The organism is Ottowia sp. VDI28 (assembly GCF_049532675.1).
GTDB lineage: Bacteria > Pseudomonadota > Gammaproteobacteria > Burkholderiales > Burkholderiaceae_C > Ottowia.
In genome coordinates this window covers 857,534-877,149 of sequence record NZ_CP149820.1, presented here as the reverse complement: position 1 = coordinate 877,149, position 19,616 = coordinate 857,534, and the positions used below count along the sequence as shown (strand labels likewise).

At 67.0% G+C, this 19,616-nt stretch carries 21 protein-coding genes and 1 pseudogene; all 22 read left to right on the top strand.

The genetic code is table 11. From position 1 onward, the window contains the following. Positions 1-8 precede the first annotated feature (8 nt). The 22 genes and pseudogenes from WJU18_RS04060 to WJU18_RS03955 all read left to right on the top strand — a co-directional run bounded on the left by WJU18_RS04060 (position 9) and on the right by WJU18_RS03955 (position 19,612). The gene (locus WJU18_RS04060) at positions 9-269 is read left to right on the top strand and encodes a hypothetical protein (protein ID WP_011347578.1); all 261 of its coding nucleotides are present in this window, start codon (positions 9-11) and stop codon (positions 267-269) included. A gap of 76 nt (positions 270-345) precedes the next feature. Then, positions 346-996 (top strand): hypothetical protein, encoded by a 651-nt coding sequence (locus WJU18_RS04055; RefSeq protein WP_423458868.1) that lies wholly within the window; start codon positions 346-348, stop codon positions 994-996. Positions 997-1,016: 20 nt separating this feature from the next. After that, on the top strand, positions 1,017-2,168 hold the full coding sequence (locus WJU18_RS04050; RefSeq protein WP_423460930.1) for a DUF6094 domain-containing protein: 1,152 nt from the start codon (positions 1,017-1,019) through the stop codon (positions 2,166-2,168). 103 nt (positions 2,169-2,271) lie between these two features. Next, a pseudogene (locus tag WJU18_RS04045) lies at positions 2,272-4,550 on the top strand (helicase-related protein). An 88-nt stretch (positions 4,551-4,638) separates the two neighbouring features. Continuing rightward, positions 4,639-5,073 (top strand): hypothetical protein, encoded by a 435-nt coding sequence (locus WJU18_RS04040; RefSeq protein WP_423458867.1) that lies wholly within the window; start codon positions 4,639-4,641, stop codon positions 5,071-5,073. 89 nt (positions 5,074-5,162) lie between these two features. After that, positions 5,163-5,603: a hypothetical protein gene (locus WJU18_RS04035; RefSeq protein ID WP_423458866.1), complete on the top strand. Its 441-nt coding sequence runs from the start codon at positions 5,163-5,165 to the stop codon at positions 5,601-5,603. A gap of 158 nt (positions 5,604-5,761) precedes the next feature. After that, complete coding sequence (locus tag WJU18_RS04030) at positions 5,762-6,361, top strand: PilL N-terminal domain-containing protein (RefSeq protein WP_423458865.1); 600 nt, start codon at positions 5,762-5,764, stop codon at positions 6,359-6,361. Further along, positions 6,358-6,999, top strand: coding sequence for a hypothetical protein (locus WJU18_RS04025; protein ID WP_377561332.1), 642 nt, complete (start codon positions 6,358-6,360; stop codon positions 6,997-6,999). The genes WJU18_RS04030 and WJU18_RS04025 overlap by 4 nt, the downstream gene beginning before the upstream one ends. A 14-nt stretch (positions 7,000-7,013) precedes the next feature. Then, on the top strand, positions 7,014-7,739 hold the full coding sequence (locus WJU18_RS04020; RefSeq protein WP_423458864.1) for a TIGR03759 family integrating conjugative element protein: 726 nt from the start codon (positions 7,014-7,016) through the stop codon (positions 7,737-7,739). Further along, positions 7,721-8,311, top strand: a complete 591-nt coding sequence (locus tag WJU18_RS04015; RefSeq protein WP_423458863.1) for a transglycosylase SLT domain-containing protein — start codon at positions 7,721-7,723, stop codon at positions 8,309-8,311. The genes WJU18_RS04020 and WJU18_RS04015 overlap by 19 nt, the downstream gene beginning before the upstream one ends. Beyond that, on the top strand, positions 8,308-8,847 hold the full coding sequence (locus WJU18_RS04010; RefSeq protein WP_423458862.1) for an integrating conjugative element protein: 540 nt from the start codon (positions 8,308-8,310) through the stop codon (positions 8,845-8,847). Before WJU18_RS04015 ends, WJU18_RS04010 begins: the two co-directional genes overlap by 4 nt. Before the next feature lie 4 nt (positions 8,848-8,851). Then, positions 8,852-11,056 (top strand): type IV conjugative transfer system coupling protein TraD, encoded by a 2,205-nt coding sequence (traD, locus tag WJU18_RS04005; RefSeq protein ID WP_423458861.1) that lies wholly within the window; start codon positions 8,852-8,854, stop codon positions 11,054-11,056. Then, the gene (locus tag WJU18_RS04000; RefSeq protein ID WP_180550123.1) at positions 11,053-11,802 is read left to right on the top strand and encodes a TIGR03747 family integrating conjugative element membrane protein; all 750 of its coding nucleotides are present in this window, start codon (positions 11,053-11,055) and stop codon (positions 11,800-11,802) included. Before traD ends, WJU18_RS04000 begins: the two co-directional genes overlap by 4 nt. Positions 11,803-11,900: 98 nt before the next feature. Beyond that, positions 11,901-12,284: an RAQPRD family integrative conjugative element protein gene (locus WJU18_RS03995; RefSeq protein WP_377561330.1), complete on the top strand. Its 384-nt coding sequence runs from the start codon at positions 11,901-11,903 to the stop codon at positions 12,282-12,284. Then, a complete protein-coding gene (locus WJU18_RS03990) occupies positions 12,281-12,514 on the top strand; it encodes a TIGR03758 family integrating conjugative element protein (RefSeq protein ID WP_003821106.1) in 234 nt (77 codons plus the stop codon). Before WJU18_RS03995 ends, WJU18_RS03990 begins: the two co-directional genes overlap by 4 nt. Before the next feature lie 16 nt (positions 12,515-12,530). After that, entirely contained in the window at positions 12,531-12,890 is a 360-nt protein-coding gene (locus tag WJU18_RS03985; RefSeq protein WP_023095489.1) for a TIGR03745 family integrating conjugative element membrane protein, read from the top strand. 12 nt (positions 12,891-12,902) lie between these two features. After that, on the top strand, positions 12,903-13,313 hold the full coding sequence (locus WJU18_RS03980) for a TIGR03750 family conjugal transfer protein (RefSeq protein ID WP_377561329.1): 411 nt from the start codon (positions 12,903-12,905) through the stop codon (positions 13,311-13,313). After that, entirely contained in the window at positions 13,310-14,002 is a 693-nt protein-coding gene (locus WJU18_RS03975) for a PFL_4703 family integrating conjugative element protein (protein ID WP_180550124.1), read from the top strand. The genes WJU18_RS03980 and WJU18_RS03975 overlap by 4 nt, the downstream gene beginning before the upstream one ends. Further along, entirely contained in the window at positions 13,999-14,916 is a 918-nt protein-coding gene (locus WJU18_RS03970; protein ID WP_180550125.1) for a TIGR03749 family integrating conjugative element protein, read from the top strand. Before WJU18_RS03975 ends, WJU18_RS03970 begins: the two co-directional genes overlap by 4 nt. Continuing rightward, on the top strand, positions 14,906-16,324 hold the full coding sequence (locus WJU18_RS03965) for a TIGR03752 family integrating conjugative element protein (protein ID WP_180550126.1): 1,419 nt from the start codon (positions 14,906-14,908) through the stop codon (positions 16,322-16,324). Before WJU18_RS03970 ends, WJU18_RS03965 begins: the two co-directional genes overlap by 11 nt. Next, positions 16,305-16,745 carry a TIGR03751 family conjugal transfer lipoprotein gene (locus WJU18_RS03960; protein WP_180550127.1) on the top strand — a complete coding sequence of 147 codons (441 nt, stop codon included), beginning with the start codon at positions 16,305-16,307 and terminating at the stop codon, positions 16,743-16,745. Before WJU18_RS03965 ends, WJU18_RS03960 begins: the two co-directional genes overlap by 20 nt. Then, entirely contained in the window at positions 16,745-19,612 is a 2,868-nt protein-coding gene (locus tag WJU18_RS03955; protein WP_377561328.1) for a conjugative transfer ATPase, read from the top strand. Before WJU18_RS03960 ends, WJU18_RS03955 begins: the two co-directional genes overlap by 1 nt. Positions 19,613-19,616: the final 4 nt, after the last annotated feature.

Here is a 19,616-nt window from a genome sequence, read left to right as displayed (position 1 = left end):
GAACCGACATGGACCCGATCCTGGCCGCGCTTCCGCCCTCGCTGCTGAAGCTCGTTGAAGGGAGTTTGTCCAACGACGAAGTTTCGTCCGACGAGGAAATGCTGGAGTACTTCATCAGCAACGGCCTCACCGAGGAACAGGCGCGGCAGGCACTGACCTACCGCGACCAGTACCTCAACAACATCTACCTGGAGGGCTTCACGCCAATCACTTCGGTAGATGAGGCGCTTCACTTCAATCCGCACACCCGGCAGTTCGAGCCGGACTGAGCGGTTTTCTTCCACCCCCTGGGGCAGTACTTGCCCCAGCGGGCGGTGCTGTTCCCGTTCATCCGAGGACACCACCATGCCCGCAAACACTTCTTCCACCACGCTGTATCGCATCGACGAATGCTCCGACGTGATGACCGACGCTTGCGTCGGCGATGACCAGGGCAATCTGATCTTCCTGTCGATCTGGGCGCGCGACACCGCCGTCCAGCAGTTCCTCGCTCGTCTGACCCTCGGGCGCGACGAACAGGGCCTGGACCAGTTCCACGTCATCACCGACCAGGGCGGCAGCGTCCCGGTGTTCGTCAGCAACGTCGATCGCCTGGAAAAGCGTATGACCCGCGCCTACCGGCGAACGCTGTTCGGTTCGCTGTCCAACGTGTGGCTGTTCGACCGCCGCTGCGTCAAGCCCGACAAGGCCAACGCCAGCGCACTGGCATTGCTGCCCAAGGGCAGCGCCCACCGGCTTGACCGCCTGTGGATGCTGGTACGGGACACCTGCCCACTGCCGCTGCTCGACCACTGGCGCGAAACCGTGCTGGAGCTGCTACAGACCCGCGAGATGCTGGCCCGTCTTCCGTTCGCCCTCGGGCCACTGGAAGGCCATCGGCTCGCCATCGACGTGCCGGCGCTGACCTTGGCGCTGGGCTCCCTGATCCGCAGTGACGTGCTCACCGCCTATCCCTATCCGGCCAAGATTTGGACGCCGGAAGCGGTAGCGGCTTGACCCACCCGCGAAAGCACGCCTTGCGTGCTTTCGCCCTTCATCCCGCCAACCAGGAGACTTCCATGGCCCTCATGTTCCCGCGGCTCGCCCGCAATTTCGCCAAGAACGGGTATTACCCGACCGACGAACCCACGCTCGAAAGAGCCCTCAACGCACTCATGCCCAGCGATGGCCCGATGTGCCTCCTCGATCCCTGCGCCGGCGAAGGCGTGGCGATCACCGAAGCCGCTCATGCCCTCGGGCGCGAGCAGGCCAAGGCGTTCGCCGTCGAGTTCGACGCGGAACGGGCACGCCATGCCCGCGGCCTGGTCGATCACTGCCTGCACGCGGATCTGATGGATACGATGATCTCCAAGCAGTCCTTCGGACTGCTCTGGCTCAACCCGCCATATGGCGACCTGTCCAAGGACGTCAACGGCAACATCGGCTATCAGGGCCAGGGCCGTGCCCGCTTCGAGAAGCTGTTCTATCAGCGCAGCCTGTCGCTGTTGCAGTACGGCGGTGTGCTGGTCTTCATCGTCCCCGGCTACGTGCTCGACGCGGAGCTGGTCGGCTGGCTGACACGCCACTACACGGATCTGCGGATCTACCGAGCGGTGGAAACGCAGTTCAAGCAGGTGGTGATCTTCGGCCGCAGGGTACGTCAGCGCGAGCTGGCACCCGATGGTCTCAAGGCCGTGCGCAATCTGCTGCTGCAGGTCGGGCTCGGCGAAGTCGAAGCCGAGGAACTGCCGAGCCAATGGCCGTTCCTGCCGTACATCGTCCCCGCCAGTCCGGCCGAGCCGGAGCATTTCTTCCGCGTGACGATGGAGCCGGAGCAGTTCGCCGATGAGGTTGGTCGGCTCCAAGGCCTCTGGCCGTCGCAGGACACGCACCTGGGGGCCGCGCCGCAGTCGCCGCGTCCGCCGGCACGTGCCTTGTCCCACTGGCATCTCGCCCTGGCCCTGGCCGCGGGTGCGATCTCGGGGGTTGTGCGCTCCAAGACCGGGCGCATGCTCGTCGTCAAAGGTGACACCCACAAGGACAAGACGCTCCAGCGGGAATTCACCGAACGCGAAGACGGCTCCATCGCCGAGACCCGCATCCTCACCGACAAGTTCGTGCCTGTCATCCGCGCGTGGGACATGACACCTGGCTCGGCTACACGGGGCGAGGTGCTGACCATTCGCTGATCGTTTCTCCACTGCTGACGGTTCGCCGTCTCTTTTCCCACCACGGGGCATGCCATCGCCCCGCTGGGGGTGGTGCAAGCCCCATTTTATTTGGAGCATCACCATGTCCCTCGATCTCGAAACCACCGCCACCGATGCCACGTCCGTTCAGGGCGAACTGCTCGACGCGAACTCTTCCCCTCTGGCCCTGAGTCTTCAGGATTTCGTCGGTGAGTTCGGCGACGAACTGCTCGACGCCCTCAACAGCGCGAATCCGCCGGTCTATAACGGCCAGCCGCAGGCGCACCGGCAACTCGTCGTCGCCAGCCTCAAGCGCAAGCTGTTCCCGGCCCAGGCCGAAGTCGTCCACGCCGCCGCCGAGCTGCTGATCGATCGTGGCGAACGCGCCGCGATCGTCAATGGCGAAATGGGCTGCGGCAAGACGACCGTCGGCATCGCCACGGCCGCTGTGCTCAACGCCGAAGGCTACCGCCGCACCCTGGTTCTTTCGCCGCCGCACCTTGTTTACAAGTGGCGGCGCGAGATCCAGGAGACGGTGGCAGGCGCCAAGGTATGGGTGCTCAACGGGCCGGACACGCTCGTCAAGCTCATCAAGCTGCGCGAGCAGTTGAATGTCCAGCCCACGGGCCAGGAGTTCTTTGTCCTGGGCCGGGTCAGGATGCGGATGGGGTTCCACTGGAAGCCTGTCTTCACCCAGCGGCGTACCCGTCACGGCAACGTGGCGGCGTGCCCGGACTGCGGCACGGTCATCACCGACCTCGACGGCGAGCCGGTCAACCCGGTCGCGCTCCAAGCCGAGGAATACCGCAGGAAGTGCAGCCATTGCGCCGCCCCCTGTGGACACTGATCCGCCCGCGCAGTCTGTCCGGCAGCGACCAGTCCTCGGCCGTGCTGAAAGCCTTGAAGCGCATCCCGACGATCGGGGAAGTCACCGCGCAGAAGCTGATGCAGAAGTTCGGCGACGGGTTCCTGGCGTCGATGCTCGGCGACAACATCCACGAGTTCATCAACTTGATGGATGGCAACGGCGAGCTGGTCTTCTCTGACCGCCAGGCGCATCGCATGGAAAGAGCGATGGCGAACATGGAGTTCGGCTTTGGCGAAGGCGGCTACCAGCCGTCCGAGTTCATCAAGCGCTATCTGCCGCAAGGCACGTTCGACTTGTGCATCGCGGACGAGGCGCACGAGTACAAGAACGGTGGCAGTGCCCAGGGCCAGGCCATGGGCGTGCTGGCGGCGAAGGCTCGCAAGACCTTGCTGCTGACAGGCACGCTGATGGGCGGCTACGGGGACGACCTGTTCTACCTGCTGTTCCGAGCCCTGCCTGGGCGGATGATCGAAGACGGCTACCGCCCGACCACGAGCGGCAGCATGACCTCGGCGGCCATGGCGTTCATGAGGGACCACGGGGTCCTCAAGGACATCTACTCCGAAAGCACCGGCCCGGCGCACAAGACGGCCAGGGGCACCAAGGTATCGGTGCGCACGGTCAAGGCTCCCGGCTTCGGGCCGAAGGGGGTCTTGCGGTGCATCCTGCCGTTCACGATCTTCCTCAAGCTCAAGGACATCGGCGGCAACGTCCTGCCGCCGTATGACGAGGAGTTCCGTGAAGTCGCAATGGACACGGCGCAAGCCGCGGCCTACCGCGACCTGGCGGGTCGGCTGACCGCGGAGCTGAAACAGGCTCTGGCGCGACGCGATACGACGCTGCTGGGTGTGGTGCTCAACGTGCTGCTGGCCTGGCCGGACTGCTGCTTCCGGTCGGAGACCGTGGTGCATCCGCGCACGCGCAACACCTTGGCGTTCGTCCCGGCTCAGTTCAACGAGTTCGAGGTGACGCCGAAAGAGCGCGAGCTGATCGACATCTGCAAGGAAGAGAAGGCACAGGGCCGCAAGGTTCTGGCCTACACGGTCTATACCGGCACGCGCGACACCACGTCGCGCTTGAAGGTATTGCTGGAGCAAGAAGGTTTTCGGGTGGCCGTGCTGCGCGCGAGCGTGGACGCCAGCCGCCGCGAGGACTGGATCGCCGAGCAGCTGGACCGCGGCATCGACGTACTCATCACCAATCCCGAGCTGGTCAAGACGGGGCTGGACCTGTTGGAGTTTCCGACGATCGTGTTCATGCAGTCGGGCTACAACGTGTATTCGCTTCAGCAGGCGGCGCGCCGCTCGTGGCGCATCGGGCAGAAACAGTCGGTACGCGTGATCTACCTTGGCTATGCAGCCACCTCGCAAATGACCTGCCTGGAACTGATGGCCAAGAAGATCATGGTATCGCAGAGCACGTCGGGAGACGTGCCCGAGTCGGGACTCGACGTCCTGAACCAAGACGGGGATTCCGTCGAAGTCGCGCTGGCCAGGCAACTGGTCGCCGCCTAGCTCCTCCATGCCGGCGGCTCCTTCGGGAGCCGCCCTTCTTTCTGTCGCATCCCTACCTCATCACTCATCCTGCCAAGGAGAAATCATCATGCAAGACGACAAGCTGTTTCGTACCGAAGTGTCCTCCAGCGACGAATACGCCGTTCTACCGGCCGTCGCAGAATTCTCGATCGACGTATCCACCGCACGCGAGATTCTTCGCCTCTCAGCGGTAGTTAAGGCCCATGGTCTCTACAAGGTCGAGAAGTTCGACTACCGCGCGCAGTACTTGTCGCATGACGACGAGGAAGACTCCGATCAGACGGACTCGGACGACGACGACGACCGTTTCGTTCGCACGGAAGCCGACACGCTCAACGTCTCGGACAGGCATTTCTGGTTCGCGGCGTATCTCAAGCACACCGACATCGAGATCTCTAGCCAGCAGTTGCCGATAGGCGATCTGATCTCTCATTTCAACTTGGCGCCGGACCAAGAGAGCCGGGACCCGAGTTCCACTTCTCCAGGCTGCTACCGCAGCTGATCGGGGCACACCGACCGCCGACCCATGCGGTCGCCGGCTTCTTTTCCTATCTTCACTGCCGCCCCGGCTACGGGGCAAGGAGCTATCGAATGAAAATCCTGCGCATCGCGGTCGCGTGCCGCAACGCTTCGGGCATGACGGACATGCCCATCTTCACCGTCACCGTCACGGATGCCGAGTACCACATCGGCGCCCACTACGACAAAGCCCAGGCATTGGCTGCAAAAAGTGGATACGAACAGCCGTTCCTCTGCTTCGATCCCGCCGAACACCGTGCCATCTCGGCAGCGGCCCGCTCGCTGGATCTGGTTCCCCAGGTCGTCGTCATCGACATGACCGACGGCCTCGTCCATTCGGTGTGCTGCGACGCCGGCAGCATCAAGGTGATCTGCTACGACGAAGGCGATACCGACGAGGCTTCCGAAGCCGTCGACGATCACCCCGTTGGCGAGAACGGCCAACTCGTCCGCTGCTGGGCGCATACCCAACTGGCACAGGTTGATTCCGGCCTGAAGCTGGCTCGGGATTGATCGAGCGAAGCCCGATGCGTTTTCACTGGCCCCTTCGGGGGCCTTTTTCTTTGGAGCGAGGCTGCCGGGAAATCGGGCGCTGCCTGGTTCGCATTGTTTGCTGCCGCTCGTGGCCCGAGCGGCGATGGTGAGGGCTCGATGTTTCAGGACGACGCGCCATGTGCCCCTCTCCCCCCTGGTTTCACCATCCCGAACGCCGCCTGCTGGCGGGTTTTCTCGGCCTGGTTTGGTCGGTGCTGGCTGGCGGTTGCGCGACGACGAGCGCGCCGGTCGCGCCCGACACCATCGAGGAAGTCTCGGCCGCGCCCGTACCCGAGGCGCCCGAGTACATCCCCGTCGTGCGCTACGGCCGCTACACCCTCGTGGAACTGGCACCGACGGCAGCGCAGCGCGACCTGCTGTTGCAGACCATCGACGTGTCGATGCCCGAGGATGCCCGCGCCACGGTCGGCGACGGGCTACGGCATGTGCTCAAGCGCAGCGGCTACGGCCTGTGCCAGACGGCGCACGCCGTGATCGAGCTGTACGCACTGCCACTGCCGGCGGTGCACCTGCACCTCGGTCCCATGACCCTGCGCGATGCGCTGCTCACCCTGGCTGGTCCGGCCTGGGAACTGCACGCGGATGACCGCGCGCGGCAAGTCTGCTTCGAGCGGCCCGGCGACAGCATGACCGCCGACAACGTACCCGCGCCGCCCGCCGCCGAGGTGGTGCAGACGTTCCCGCTGGCGCCCGCGGCATCGGGAGGCCAGCCATGAACGCCCCGCAGCCCGCCCATCGTTCAACGGCCGCCGTGGTGGTGCAGAGCCTGATGTGGCTCTGGCTGATCGGCCTGAGTGTCCTCGTCGCCCTCGGCTACCAGGCGATGAACGACCAGACCGACCAGGAGCGCCTCGATTCCCGCCTGCAACGCCTCGAAGCGCAGGCGACAGGCCTGGCCGAGAACATCGAGGCCATCCAGCAGCGTCCGGCTGTCGCCACGGCGGCAGACCTCAAAGACACCCACCAAATCCTGGAAGCACGCGCGGCCCAGGTCGAGAAATCGCTGAGCGCCTATGCCGCTGCCGACGATCTTCAGGCACTGCGCGCCGAAGTCGAGCAGGTCAAGGCGCGCCAGACCGCCGCACGCGCCGCAGTACCCGCCCAGCCGCGCGCACCGAGCAAGTCAGCCGCCAAGTCTGAACCCCCGCCGCTCCCGTTCCGCATCGTCGGTGCCGAACTGCGCGCCGGCGAGCGCAGCGTGTCCGTCGCGCCGAGCAGTGGCGACTTCACGCCCGACCAGCTTCAGGTGCTGCTACCCGGCGATGCCGTCGGCCCGTGGCGCTTGCAGGTCATCGAAGGCAACACCGCGGTGTTCCAGGCCGGCGACCAGACCCGCCGCGTGGCGATTCCCTGACCGGAGCAGATCGCATGAAGCCATCGATCATCCTTTCCGCGCTCCTGCTGGCGTCCACCCAGGGGCCCGCGTGGGGGCAGCAGCCCGCCACGGCTCCCGCCCGCAATGCGCAGAGCCAGGAGCGCCCGCTGGCCGCTCGCGTTCTGGACGACCGGGTGGCGAGCGACTGGGGCCTGCAACCGCAGGAGTGGACGCGCTACCGCGAACTGATGGACGGGCCGCTGGGAATTTACTCGCCCAACCTGGACCCGTTGTCGGCCCTGGGCATCGAGGCGCGCACCGATGAAGAACGGCGCCGCTACGCCGAGCTGCAGGTGCAGGTCGAAGCGCGCCGCGTGGAGAAGCTGCTCGCCTACCAGAGGGCTTACGACGAGGCCTGGCAGCGTCTGAACCCCGGCATGCAGCGGGTGAACATGCCCGACGACAAGCCGGTCGCGGGAGCCACGCGCGGCTCCGGCCGCACGGCGGTGTTCGTCAAGGACGGCTGCGAGGCCTGCGGACAGCTCGTACAGCGCCTGCAATCCTCGGGGACCGAGTTCGACCTGTACATGGTCGGCAGCCGCCAGGACGATGCGCGCATCCGCGACTGGGCCAAACGCGCGAACGTCGATCCGGCGCGCGTGCGCCGCGGCACCATCACGCTCAACCACGACGGCGGCCGCTGGCTGTCGCTGGGCCTGCCCGGCGACTTGCCCGCGGTCGTGCGCGAGGTGAACGGCCAATGGCAGCGCCAGCCGTAGCCGCATCCCTGCGCGCACTGGTGCTCGCCGTTGGCCTGTGCGCCTGCGCCGCCCAGGCCCAGGAGGTTCCGCCACCGGCCTACCAGCTCGCCGCGCAGCGCGCAGGCATCCCTTCGACGGTGCTCTACGCCGTGGCCTTGCAGGAGAGCGGCATCCGCCGTAATGGGCGCATCGTCCCGTGGCCGTGGTCCCTCAACGTCGCTGGCCAATCGCGCCGCTACGCAACCCGCGCCGACGCCTGCGCCGGCTTGCAGCGGGCGATGCGCTCCACGCCACACACACGCATCGACGCGGGCCTGGGCCAGATCAACCTCGGCTACCACCAGCAGCGCTACGCCAGCGCCTGCGACCTGCTCGACCCATACCGGAATCTTGCCATCGCCGCCGAGATCCTGCGCGAGCAGCACACCCCGGGCGAAGACTGGTTGCTGGCGATCGGCCGCTACCACCGTCCTGCCGGGGGCGAGCCTGCCGCCCGCTACCGGCGCAGCGTATCCCGCCACCTTGCCCGCGTGCAGGGCGCGCGCCCAACCGCCGCGGTCCTCGCCGCGCGCCAGGAGACATCCCCATGACGACATCCCATCTGGCCTTGCGGGGCCTGCTCGTACTGCTGGCAGGTCTGCCGCTGGCCTCGCTCGCCGGCGAGCCGCTGATCGTGGTCGAAGATCGCGGCGGCGCGTCGGCGCTGCCGTACTACGAAGCCCTGAACCTCCAGCCGCGCACCAACGCGCCGGCCCGGCCGCCGATCCCGACACCCCAGGTTCCCGCCACGCCGGCGGACGAGGCCGCGATGCTGCCCGTGCGCAGCGCCAAGCTCACGCCCGGCACCGTCGCGCGGCGGGTCATCGAGGCACCGGGCCTGCGGCCTTTCGTGGTCGTCGGCGACGACGAGGCATCCCGGGCTTGGCTGCGCCGCCAGGCGGCAGCGCTGCGCGAGCGCGGCGCGGTCGGCCTGGTGGTCAACGTCGAGACCATGCAGGGCCTGGCGAGGCTGCGGGCCCTGGTGCCCGGTGTGCCGCTCGCGCCTGTGTCCGGCGACGACTTGGCCGAGCGTCTGGGCCTGCGGCACTACCCGGCGCTGATCACGGCCACCGGCATCGAGCAATGAAGCCATGTCGGGGAAACAGCCGGTCGAGGTACTGCTTCGCCCAGCGGTGGAGCTATACACCGTTGCCGCATGCGCGGGCGCCGCGTTTCTGTCCCTGGTGGCCCCATGGTCGCTCGCGCTGAGCCCGTCCATGGGCGTCGGCAGCGCGCTGGCGTTCGGCGCCTACGGCACCATCCGCTACCGCGATGCCCGCGTCATCCTGCGCTACCGGCGCAACATCCGCCGCTTGCCTCGGTACGTGATGACCAGCAAGGACGTGCCGGTCAGCCAGCAGCGCCTATTCGTGGGGCGCGGCTTCCTGTGGGAGCAGAAGCACACCCATAGATTGATGCAGACGTACCGGCCTGAATTCCGCCGCTACGTCGAGCCGACACCCGCATACCGGCTGGCGCGAAGGCTGGAGGAACGGCTGGAGTTCGCGCCGTTCCCGCTGTCCAGCCTGGCCCGGCTCACGAGCTGGGATGTGCCGCTCAACCCAGTGCGGCCGCTTCCGCCTGTGGGCGGCCTACCGCGCCTGCACGGTATCGAACCCGAGGAGGTGGACGTCAGCCTGCCACTCGGCGAGCGCGTCGGCCACTCGCTGGTGCTGGGCACCACGCGCGTCGGCAAGACCCGGCTGGCCGAACTGTTCGTGACCCAGGACATCCGGCGCGTGAACGCTGCGGGCGAGCACGAGGTGGTGATCGTGATCGACCCCAAGGGCGATGCCGATCTCCTGAAGCGGATGTACGTAGAGGCCAAGCGCGCGGGCCGCGAAGGCGAGTTTTACGTCTTTCATTTGGGCTGGCCGGACATTTCCGCGCGCTACAACGCCGTGGGCCGCTTTGGGCGCATCAGCGAGGTGGCCACCCGCGTCGCGGGGCAGCTTTCCGGCGAAGGCAACAGCGCGGCGTTCCGCGAGTTCGCCTGGCGCTTCGTCAACATCATTGCGCGCGCGTTGGTGGAGCTGGGGCAGCGCCCGGACTACATGCTGATCCAGCGGCACGTCATCAACATCGACGCGCTGTTCATCGAGTACGCCCAGCATTACTTCGCCAAGACCGAGCCCAAGGCCTGGGAGGTGATCGTCCAGATCGAGGCCAAGATCAACGAGAAGAACATCCCGCGCAACATGATCGGGCGCGAGAAGCGCGTGGTGGCGCTGGAGCAGTACCTCTCGCAGGCGCGCAACTACGACCCGGTGCTGGATGGCCTGCGCACGGCGGTTCGCTACGACAAGACGTACTTCGACAAGATCGTCGCATCGCTGCTGCCGCTGCTGGAGAAGCTCACCAGCGGCAAGATCGCCCAGCTCCTGGCTCCGAACTACTCCGACCTGGCCGACCCGCGCCCGATCTTCGACTGGATGCAGATCATCCGTAAGAGGGCCATCGTCTATGTGGGCCTGGATGCGCTCTCCGACGCCGAGGTCGCCGCAGCGGTCGGCAACTCGATTTTCAGCGATCTCGTGTCGGTCGCCGGGCATATCTACAAGCATGGGATCGACGATGGCCTGCCAAACACTTCGATGTCGGCATCGGCCAGTGCGCGCGTGCCGATCAATGTCCACGCCGACGAGTTCAACGAGTTGATGGGAGACGAGTTCATCCCGCTGATCAACAAGGGCGGCGGTGCCGGCCTGCAAGTCACTGCGTACACGCAGACCCTCTCGGACATCGAGGCCCGCATCGGCAACCGCGCCAAGGCCGGTCAGGTGATCGGAAATTTCAACAACCTGTTCATGCTGCGCGTGCGCGAGACCGCGACCGCCGAACTGCTGACCCGGCAATTGCCGAAGGTCGAGGTCTATACGACCACCATCGTCAGCGGCGCGACCGACAGCTCGGACATTCGCGGGGCGACGGATTTCACGTCGAACACTCAGGACCGCATCAGCATGTCCAGCGTGCCGATGATCGAGCCGTCTCACGTCGTCGGCCTGCCGAAAGGCCAGTGCTTCGCGTTGCTGCAGGGCGGCCAGCTTTGGAAAGTGCGCATGCCGCTGCCGGCGCCGGACCCGGACGAAGTGATGCCGGCAGACTTGCAGCAACTGGCCGGGTACATGCGCCAGAGCTACAGCGAAGCGACGCAGTGGTGGGAGTTCACCAGTTCCCCCGCCTTGCAGGACACGGGCCTGCCCGACGACCTGCTGGATGACGCCGCTGCGGCCGAACCTCCCGCGGTGGCCATTGCCACCGACGAGGACACCGGCAACAAGGCCTCGCCATGAAGGACGCCGCCTCGACTGCACAACGGGAGCAGAACCAGCGCCAGGGCCTGATCGTCGGCACCATCACCTTGCCGTTCCGGCTGCTCGGGGTGCTGATCGGCTCGCTGCTGTTCTCGATCGTCGTGGAGTGCGTAGGCATGCACCTGTTCTGGAAGGACCAGGGCTGGCGGCACTCGCAGCAGATGTTGCAGTACGAACTGGGGCACCTGTCCAGCCACTTCACGCGTAGCGTCGTCGTGCAGGAGCCGGGGCGCACCGCGCACGAACTGGTGGATACCGGCTACGAATGGGTATTCGTTCGCTCCGGGCTGCTGGAGCGCATGAGCCAGACCGCCGAGCGCGCCCGCGCACCCAGCCACGGGCAGACGCGCAACTTCCGCTACTACATCAGCCAGGTCTATGTCTGGGCCGAGAACTACCTGATTGCCGCGGCCTTCACCACGCTCACGTTCCTGGTGCGCCTGCTGGCTCTGGTGCTCACGTTGCCGCTGATCTTCACCGCGGCGTTCGTCGGCCTGATCGACGGTCTTGTGCGCCGGGACGTGCGCCGGTTCGGCGCAGGCCGGGAATCCGGCTTCATCTACCACCGCGCGAAGGCGAGCCTGATGCCGCTGGCCGTGCTGCCGTGGGTCACGTACCTGGCCTTGCCGATCTCGGTGCATCCACTGCTGATCCTGCTGCCCAGCGCCGCCTTGCTGGGACTGGCCGTGAGCCTGACCGCAGGCAGCTTCAAGAAGTACCTCTAGGCCATCAATCCGGGCATGCGCGAGTTCCTATTGTTTGCGGCCTAAAAGCCCCTCGCTGCCCACGATCAAGCCATTGCTGATCACACAGGAATGGCGCGATGTTGGCTCCGATCTGGCAGCGCGCCGCGCATCGCGGCGTGCCCATTTTTCTCGTGACGGCCCTGCTGCTGGGTCAGTCCCCGATGGCGTTGGCCGAGTCCCCCGCACAGCGCCAGGAGCTGGTCGCCGCGCTGCGCCAGCTCGACGCCTTGGAGCGCACCGTCGCCGACAGCGCCGCGCATGCCCCCGTCCAGCCGGGCGAGCGCTACCACTTCGATTACCCGCGGCTGCTGGCTGACCTGGCGCGCGTGCGCGCCGGCATCCAAGCCCATCTCACACCGTCGCGTGCCCAGCCGCGCGATCCCTCCGAACTGGCCGGCGACTACCGCACCGAGCGGTCCGCTCCGCCATCGCCGACGACGGCTGCGGAGGGCAAGCAATGAACGGTGCCCAGGTCTCGGCATTTCAAGCCAACAGCGGCATCGCGCCGTCGGCGATGGCGACCGTCCTGGTCGGCGCCGTGTTCGCGGTCCTGCTCGTCTGGGGCGTCTGGGCCATCCGAACGGCCTACGTGGGGTGGTCCGAGAGCCGCCTCAACCAGCGCCAGTTCCTCGGCGTCTGCATCCGCTTCGTCGCGATGTACCTCGTCCTGAGCTTCTTCCTCCTCTCCTGACCTGAAAGGCATGACCATGCAAAACCGCATCCTCCATTCCCGTCTTGCCCAGCGCGCCGCTGTGGCACTGGGCGCCGCCGCGCTGCCCGCGCTGTCGTTCGCGCAAGGCTTGCCGCAGTTGGAGAACCCAACCCGCGGCACCGGCAACGGCATCATGGAAACGATCAGGAACTACGGCTACGACATCATCATGCTCGTGGCCCTCCTGGTCGTGGCGTCGATGTTCATCGGCGTCTGCTACCACGCCTACGGGACCTACGCGGAAATCCACACCGGCCGCAAGACCTGGGGCCAGTTCGGCCTCACCGTCGCGATCGGTGCCGTGCTGCTGGTGATCGGCATCTGGCTGCTCACCGAAGCCACCGGCATCCTGTAAGGCGAGGCCGGTATGTCCGACCAGCAGCACATCCGTGCGGACGGGACGGTCACGTTCCTTCCGCATCGGCTCAACCGCCACCCCGTGGTCGTGCGCGGCCTCACCGCCGACGAACTGTGGATCTGCTGCGGCCTGTCCGGCGCCGCCGGCCTGCTGGTCGGTGCGCCGCTGTCCTGGGTGTTCCGCACGATCGCCATCGCGCCGACGTTCGTCGTCCTGGGCGTGGCCCTGGGCGTCTTCATCGGCGGCGGCATCCTGCGCCGGCTCAAGCGCGGGCGTCCCGACACCTGGCTGTACCGGCAACTGCAATGGCGCATCGCCACGCGCCATCCGCTGATGGCGGGCTGGGTAGGCGGGCACGTGCTGATCTCGCGCTCCGGCTTCTGGTCCACCCGAAGGTCCGTTGCAAGGGGGGCACGATGAGCCGCTTCAAGAACGAGATCATCCACCTGCAGGCGCACATCAAGACGCTTCGCCTGGGCGCTGGCGCGCTGGTCATCGTCGCCCTGGTCATGGGCGGTGGCTGGTGGAGCGCGCCGCGCGACCTGACCATCCACGTCCCGCCCGACCTGCGCTCCGGCAGTACCCGGAAGTGGTGGGAAGTGCCGCCCGAATCGGTCTATGCGTTCACGTTCTACGTGTTCCAGACCCTCAACCGCTGGCCGACGAACGGCGAAGAGGACTACGCGCGCAACCTCCACACGCTCTCGCCGTACCTCACCCCGTCCTGCCAAGCCTTCCTGCGCGCGGACTACGACTACCGCCGCAGCACGGGCGAACTGCGCCAGCGCGTGCGCGGGATTTATGAAATCCCCGGCCGCGGCTACGGCGACGACCCCACGGCGCGCGTGCGCGTGGTTTCCGACCGCGACTGGGTGGTGACGCTCGACATCACCGCCGACGAGTACTACGGCGCCGAGCAGGTCAAGCGCGCGCTCGTGCGCTACCCGGTGAAAGTCACGCGGGTGGACGTCGATCCCGCCCGCAATCCGTTCGGCCTGGCGCTGGACTGCTACGACGGTGCGCCCCAGCGCATCAGCGCCCCGGAGCCGACGCGCCCGGCGCCTGACGGCCTGTCTCCGCAAGCGCCCCAAGGAGGAAACACCCCATGAAGCATCCTGTACTCGTGCTGCTGGGGCTGCTGGCCGCGGCCGCGGCACCCGTCTCCCATGCTGTGGAGATTCTGCGCTGGGAGCGCATGCCGCTGGCGGTGCCGCTGAAGGTCGGCCAGGAGCGCATCGTGTTCATCGATCGGAACGTCCGCGTGGGCGTGCCTGCGGGCGTGGGCGAACGCCTGCGCGTGCAGAGCGCGGGTGGTGCGGTGTACCTGCGCGCCAGCGAGCCGATCGAGCCCACGCGGCTGCAATTGCAGGACGCCGACACGGGCGCGCTGATCCTGCTCGACATCGCGGCCGAGCCGCCCAAGGACGGCGAAGCCGAGCTGGAGCCGGTGCGCATCGTCGAGGGCAGCAGCACCCCGGCACGCTATGGTGATCAGGCAGGCGGTGCCAATGAGGCCCCAGCACGCGCCCAGGATGAGACAGGTACGCGGGCAGCGCGGCGCGAGACGCCGGTTTCGGTCGTCCTGACGCGCTTCGCCGCGCAGAACCTCTACGCGCCCCTGCGCACCGTGGAGCCGCTGCCCGGCGTCATGCGGGTGAACCTGCGCCGCGACCTCGACCTGGGCACGCTGATGCCGACGCTGCCCGTGCGCGCGGTCGCGCTTGCGTCATGGCGTCTGGAAGACCAGTGGGTCACCGCCGTGCGCCTGACCAACAGCAGCAGCGGCTGGGTCACGCTCGACCCGCGCGTGCTGCAAGGCGATTTCCTCACCGCCACCTTCCAGCACGAAGCGCTCGGCCCCCGCGGGACGCCCGAGGACACGACCGTCCTGTACCTGGTGACGCGCGGACGCGGCCTCGCGCAATCGCTGCTGCCGGCGATCCACCGCTTCGACCCGGCCGTGCATCTGCCGCAGCCGGAAGCGGAAGCCGACGACGGCAAGGAGGCCCGCCATGCGCAGTAACGGCTTGCTCAAGTGGCTGATGATCCCGGTCGCCTTGCTGGTGCTGTTCGTTGCCATCCGGCTGTTCTCCGGCGGAAGCACGTCGGCACCGCCCGCCGCGGATGCCGGCTCCAAGCTTACGCCCGAGGAAATGAAGGCGTTGGGCATCGAAGGCGATACCCCGCGCGACACCGTTGCAACCCTGGTGGCCCAGGTGAAGCAGTTGCGCACCGAGCTTCAGACCGCGCTGACCGACAACAAGTCGCAGCGCGAGGAAAACCAGCGGCTGCGCCAGCGCGAAAACTCCATCGACCAGCGCATCAATTCGGCCCTCGAATCCGAGCGCTCCAACCTGCGCCGCGACCAGGAACAGGCGGCCAGCGCGCGCCAGCAGACCGAGGGGCTGCTCGCCGACCTGCAGCGGCGCCTGGACAGCATCGGCGGGCGCGGCGGCGGCCATGCTGATCTGCCGGTGGGCCTGGGGCTGCGTGATGGCGACGAGGCCGGCATGGAAGGCGGCATGCGATGGGTCGAACCGGACGACGCGAAGAAGGCCGAGGGCCGCAATGGCAGTCGTGGCACGGGCAACGGCATGAGCTTCCCGACGAGCTTCGGCCCCGCGCAAAGCACGCTGGAAACCACCGCGGAAACCGTGGCGAACGCCGGCGCACGTGCGGCAGGCGTCAAGAGGGCCAAGCCGGTCTATACCGTGCCGACCAACTCGACGCTGATGGGGTCGGTCGCGATGACGGCGCTGATCGGTCGTGTGCCGATCGACGGGACGGTGAACGATCCGTACCCCTTCAAAGTGTTGGTCGGGCCGGACAACCTCACGGCCAACGGGATTGATATTCCCGACGTGGCCGGTGCGGTGTTCAGCGGAACCGCATCGGGTGACTGGACGCTCTCGTGCGTGCGCGGCCAAGTGCGCAGCATCACCTTCGTCTTCAACGACGGCACGATCCGCACCATCCCCGAAGACCGTGAAGGCAACCAGCAGAACAACCAGCAACGCGACGGCCTGGGCTGGATCATCGATCCGCACGGCATCCCCTGCGTCAGCGGCGAGCGGCGCAGCAACGCCCAGCAATACCTCGGCTCGCAGGCCCTGATCACGGCGGCCGGTGCCGGCGTCGCCTCGCTCATCGAGAGCGACAGCGGCCGCATGTCCTACGTCGGCTCGGACGGCGCCATCGGCACCGTGGGGATCAGCGGCCAGGAAGCGGTCGGCCAGATCCTCGCGGGCGGCGTGCGGGACATGTCGGCCTGGGTCAACAAGCTCTACGGCCAGGCCTTCGCCGCCGTCTATGTGCAGCCCGGCGCCAAGGTCGCCGTCCACCTCGAAAAGCCGCTCGCCATCGATCACGACCCCGAAGGCCGGCGCGTCGATCACCGTGCAGGAGAAAGCCATGCGCTCGAACTCGATTAAAGGCCTCGCGCTGGCAGCGGCCGTCGCCGTGCTCGGCGGCTGCGCCACCAGCAAGGAAGAGCTGCTGACCCATAGCGACCGCACCATGATGGACATCTGGCAGCAGGAAACGGGCGGCGGCGGCAGTGGCACCGGCCAGGTCGCCCGCCGGCAGTTGCTCGACGCGCGCCAGCGCCTGCGCCGGCCGCTGACCGACGCCGATGTGCAGGCCGCACCGGCCGAGCAGATGCGCTACACGCGCACCGCGCGCAACGAGGTCTATCGCCAGTTCCAGCGCCTGCCCAACCCCGATCTCGTCATGTACGTGTACCCGCACCTGGCGGGCACGGACCCCGTGCCGGTTCCGGGCTACACGACGGTCTTCCCGCTGTACCAGCGCGTGCAGTACGCCATGCCCGGTGAACGGCTGGAGGACTATTGATGCGCTGGAAACTTCCCTGGCCGAAGCTGGCCGCATCCGGCACCGGCGACGAAGAGAAGCCGGACGGCTGTCAGCGCCACGTCGAGGCCTTGCGCCAGGCCGGCGTCCCTGAACCCGGCGCAGCGGTCCAGGACCGCAGGCCGGCGACGGTAGCCGACGAGCAGGCGCTGTACGACGTCGCGCCGTCGTTCGCGGAACTGCTGCCTTGGGTGGAGTTCTTGCCGCAGTCGAAGTCCATGCTGCTCGAAGACGGGCAATCCGTGGCGGCCTTCTACGAGTTGGTGCCGCTAGGCACCGAGGGGCGGGAACCCGGCTGGCTGGCACATGCCCGCGATGCGCTCGAAAACGCGCTGCAAGACAGTTTCGATGAACTGGACGAGAACCCCTGGGTGCTCCAGCTCTACGCCCAGGACGAACCCAGCTTCGACCAGTACATGGAGAACCTGCGCAACTACGTGCAGCCGCGCGCCCGCGGCACCGCATTCACGGAGTTCTACCTTCGATTCTTCAGCCACCACCTGCGCGCGGTCGCCAAGCCGGGCGGCCTGTTCGAGGACACGGTGGTCACGCGGCTGCGCTGGCGCGGCCAGACGCGGCGGGTGCGCATGGTGATCTATCGCCGTGCCACCGGGCAGGCAAGCCGCCGCGGCCAGACGCCCGAGCAGATGCTGAACATCGTCTGCGACCGCCTGTGCGGCGGGCTGGCGAACGCAGGCATCCAGGCACGGCGCATGGTCGCAGCCGACGTCCACGACTGGCTGCTGCGCTGGTTCAATCCGCGCCCCGCGATGCTCGGGCCGAGTGCAGAGGACCGGGAGCGCTTCTACGCGCTGGCGCGCTACCCCGACGAGACCGAGGACGGCGAGATCGAACTGGCGAGCGGTCGGGATTTCAGCCAGCGGTTGTTCTTCGGCCAGCCACGCTCCGACGTGGAGCGTGGCACCTGGTACTTCGATGGCATGCCGCACCGCGTGCTGATCACCGACCGGCTGCGCATGCCGCCCGGCACCGGACACCTGACCGGCGAGACCCGCAAAGGGGATGCCATCAACACGCTGTTCGACCAGATGCCGGAAGACACCTTGCTTTGTCTCACGATGGTCGCCACGCCGCAGGATGTCCTGGAAGCGGACTTGAACCACCTGGCGAAGAAGGCCGTGGGCGAGACGCTGGCGTCAGAGCAGACGCTCAAGGACGTGCAGGAAGCCCGCTCCCTGATCGGCAGCGCACACAAGCTCTACCGGGGGACGCTGGCGTTCTACCTGCGCGGGCGCGACGAAGCGGAGCTGGACCGGCGCGGCCTGGACCTGGCGAACGTCATGCTCAACGCCGGCTTGCAGCCGGTGCGCGAGGACGACGAGGTGGCACCGCTCAACAGCTACCTGCGCTGGCTGCCGTGCTGCTACAACCCCGGTCAGGACCGGCGTAGGTGGTACACCCAACTGATGTTCGCGCAGCACATCGCGAACGTGTCGCCGGTGTGGGGCCGCGCCCAAGGCACGGGGCACCCCGGCATCACGATGTTCAATCGCGGTGGCGGCCCGATTACGTTTGACCCCTTGAACAGGTTGGATCGGCAGATGAATGCCCACCTGTTTCTGTTCGGCCCTACGGGCTCGGGAAAGTCCGCGACGCTCAACAACCTCTTGAATCAGGTCACGGCCATCTATCGGCCGCGGCTGTTCATCGTGGAGGCCGGCAACAGTTTCGGCCTGTTCAGCGATTTCGCCAAGCGGCTGGGCCTGACCGTGAACCGGGTCAAACTGGCCCCTGGCTCGGGCATCAGCCTGGCACCGTTCGCCGATGCGCGCCGGCTGATCGAAACGCCGAGCGACGTGCAGACGCTCGATGCCGACGCGCTGGACGAGGACCTTCCCCCGGATGCCTCGGCCATGGAGGCGGACGAGCAGCGCGACGTGCTGGGCGAATTGGAGATCACGGCGCGGCTGATGATCACCGGCGGCGAGGACAAGGAAGAAGCTCGGATGACGCGGGCCGACCGCTCGCTGGTCCGCCAGTGCATCCTCGACGCCGCCGAGCACTGCGTGGCCGAGAAACGCACGGTGCTCACGCGCGATGTGCGCAACGCGCTGCGCACCCGCGGCCAGGACCCGACGCTGCCCGAGATGCGGCGTGTGCGGCTGCTGGAGATGGCGGACGCGATGGACATGTTCTGCCAAGGCACGGACGGCGAGATGTTCGACCGTGACGGCACGCCGTGGCCCGAGGCGGACATCACCCTGGTGGACCTCGCAACCTACGCCCGCGAGGGCTACAACGCCCAGCTCTCCATCGCCTACATCAGCCTGATCAGCACGGTGAACAACATCGCCGAGCGCGATCAGTACCTGGGACGCCCGATCATCAACGTCACCGACGAAGGGCACATCATCACGAAGAACCCGCTGCTCGCGCCCTATGTCGTGAAAATTACAAAAATGTGGAGAAAGTTGGGGGCCTGGTTCTGGCTCGCAACGCAGAATATCGACGACTTGCCACGCGCTGCAGAGCCCATGCTCAACATGATCGAGTGGTGGATCTGTCTCAGCATGCCGCCCGATGAAGTCGAGAAGATCGCGCGGTTCCGCGAACTCTCGCCCGCGCAGAAGGCGCTGATGCTTTCGGCCCGCAAAGAGGCGGGGAAATTCACCGAAGGCGTCATCCTCTCCAAGAGCATGGAAGTGCTGTTCCGCGCCGTGCCACCGAGCCTGTACCTCGCGCTCGCGCAGACAGAACCAGAGGAGAAGGCCGAGCGCTACCAACTCATGCAGCAGTACGGCTGCACCGAACTGGAAGCGGCTTTCAAGGTGGCCGAGAAGATCGACCAGGCGCGCGGCATCGAGTCGCCGGCCCTGGAACTGTCGTAAGCCG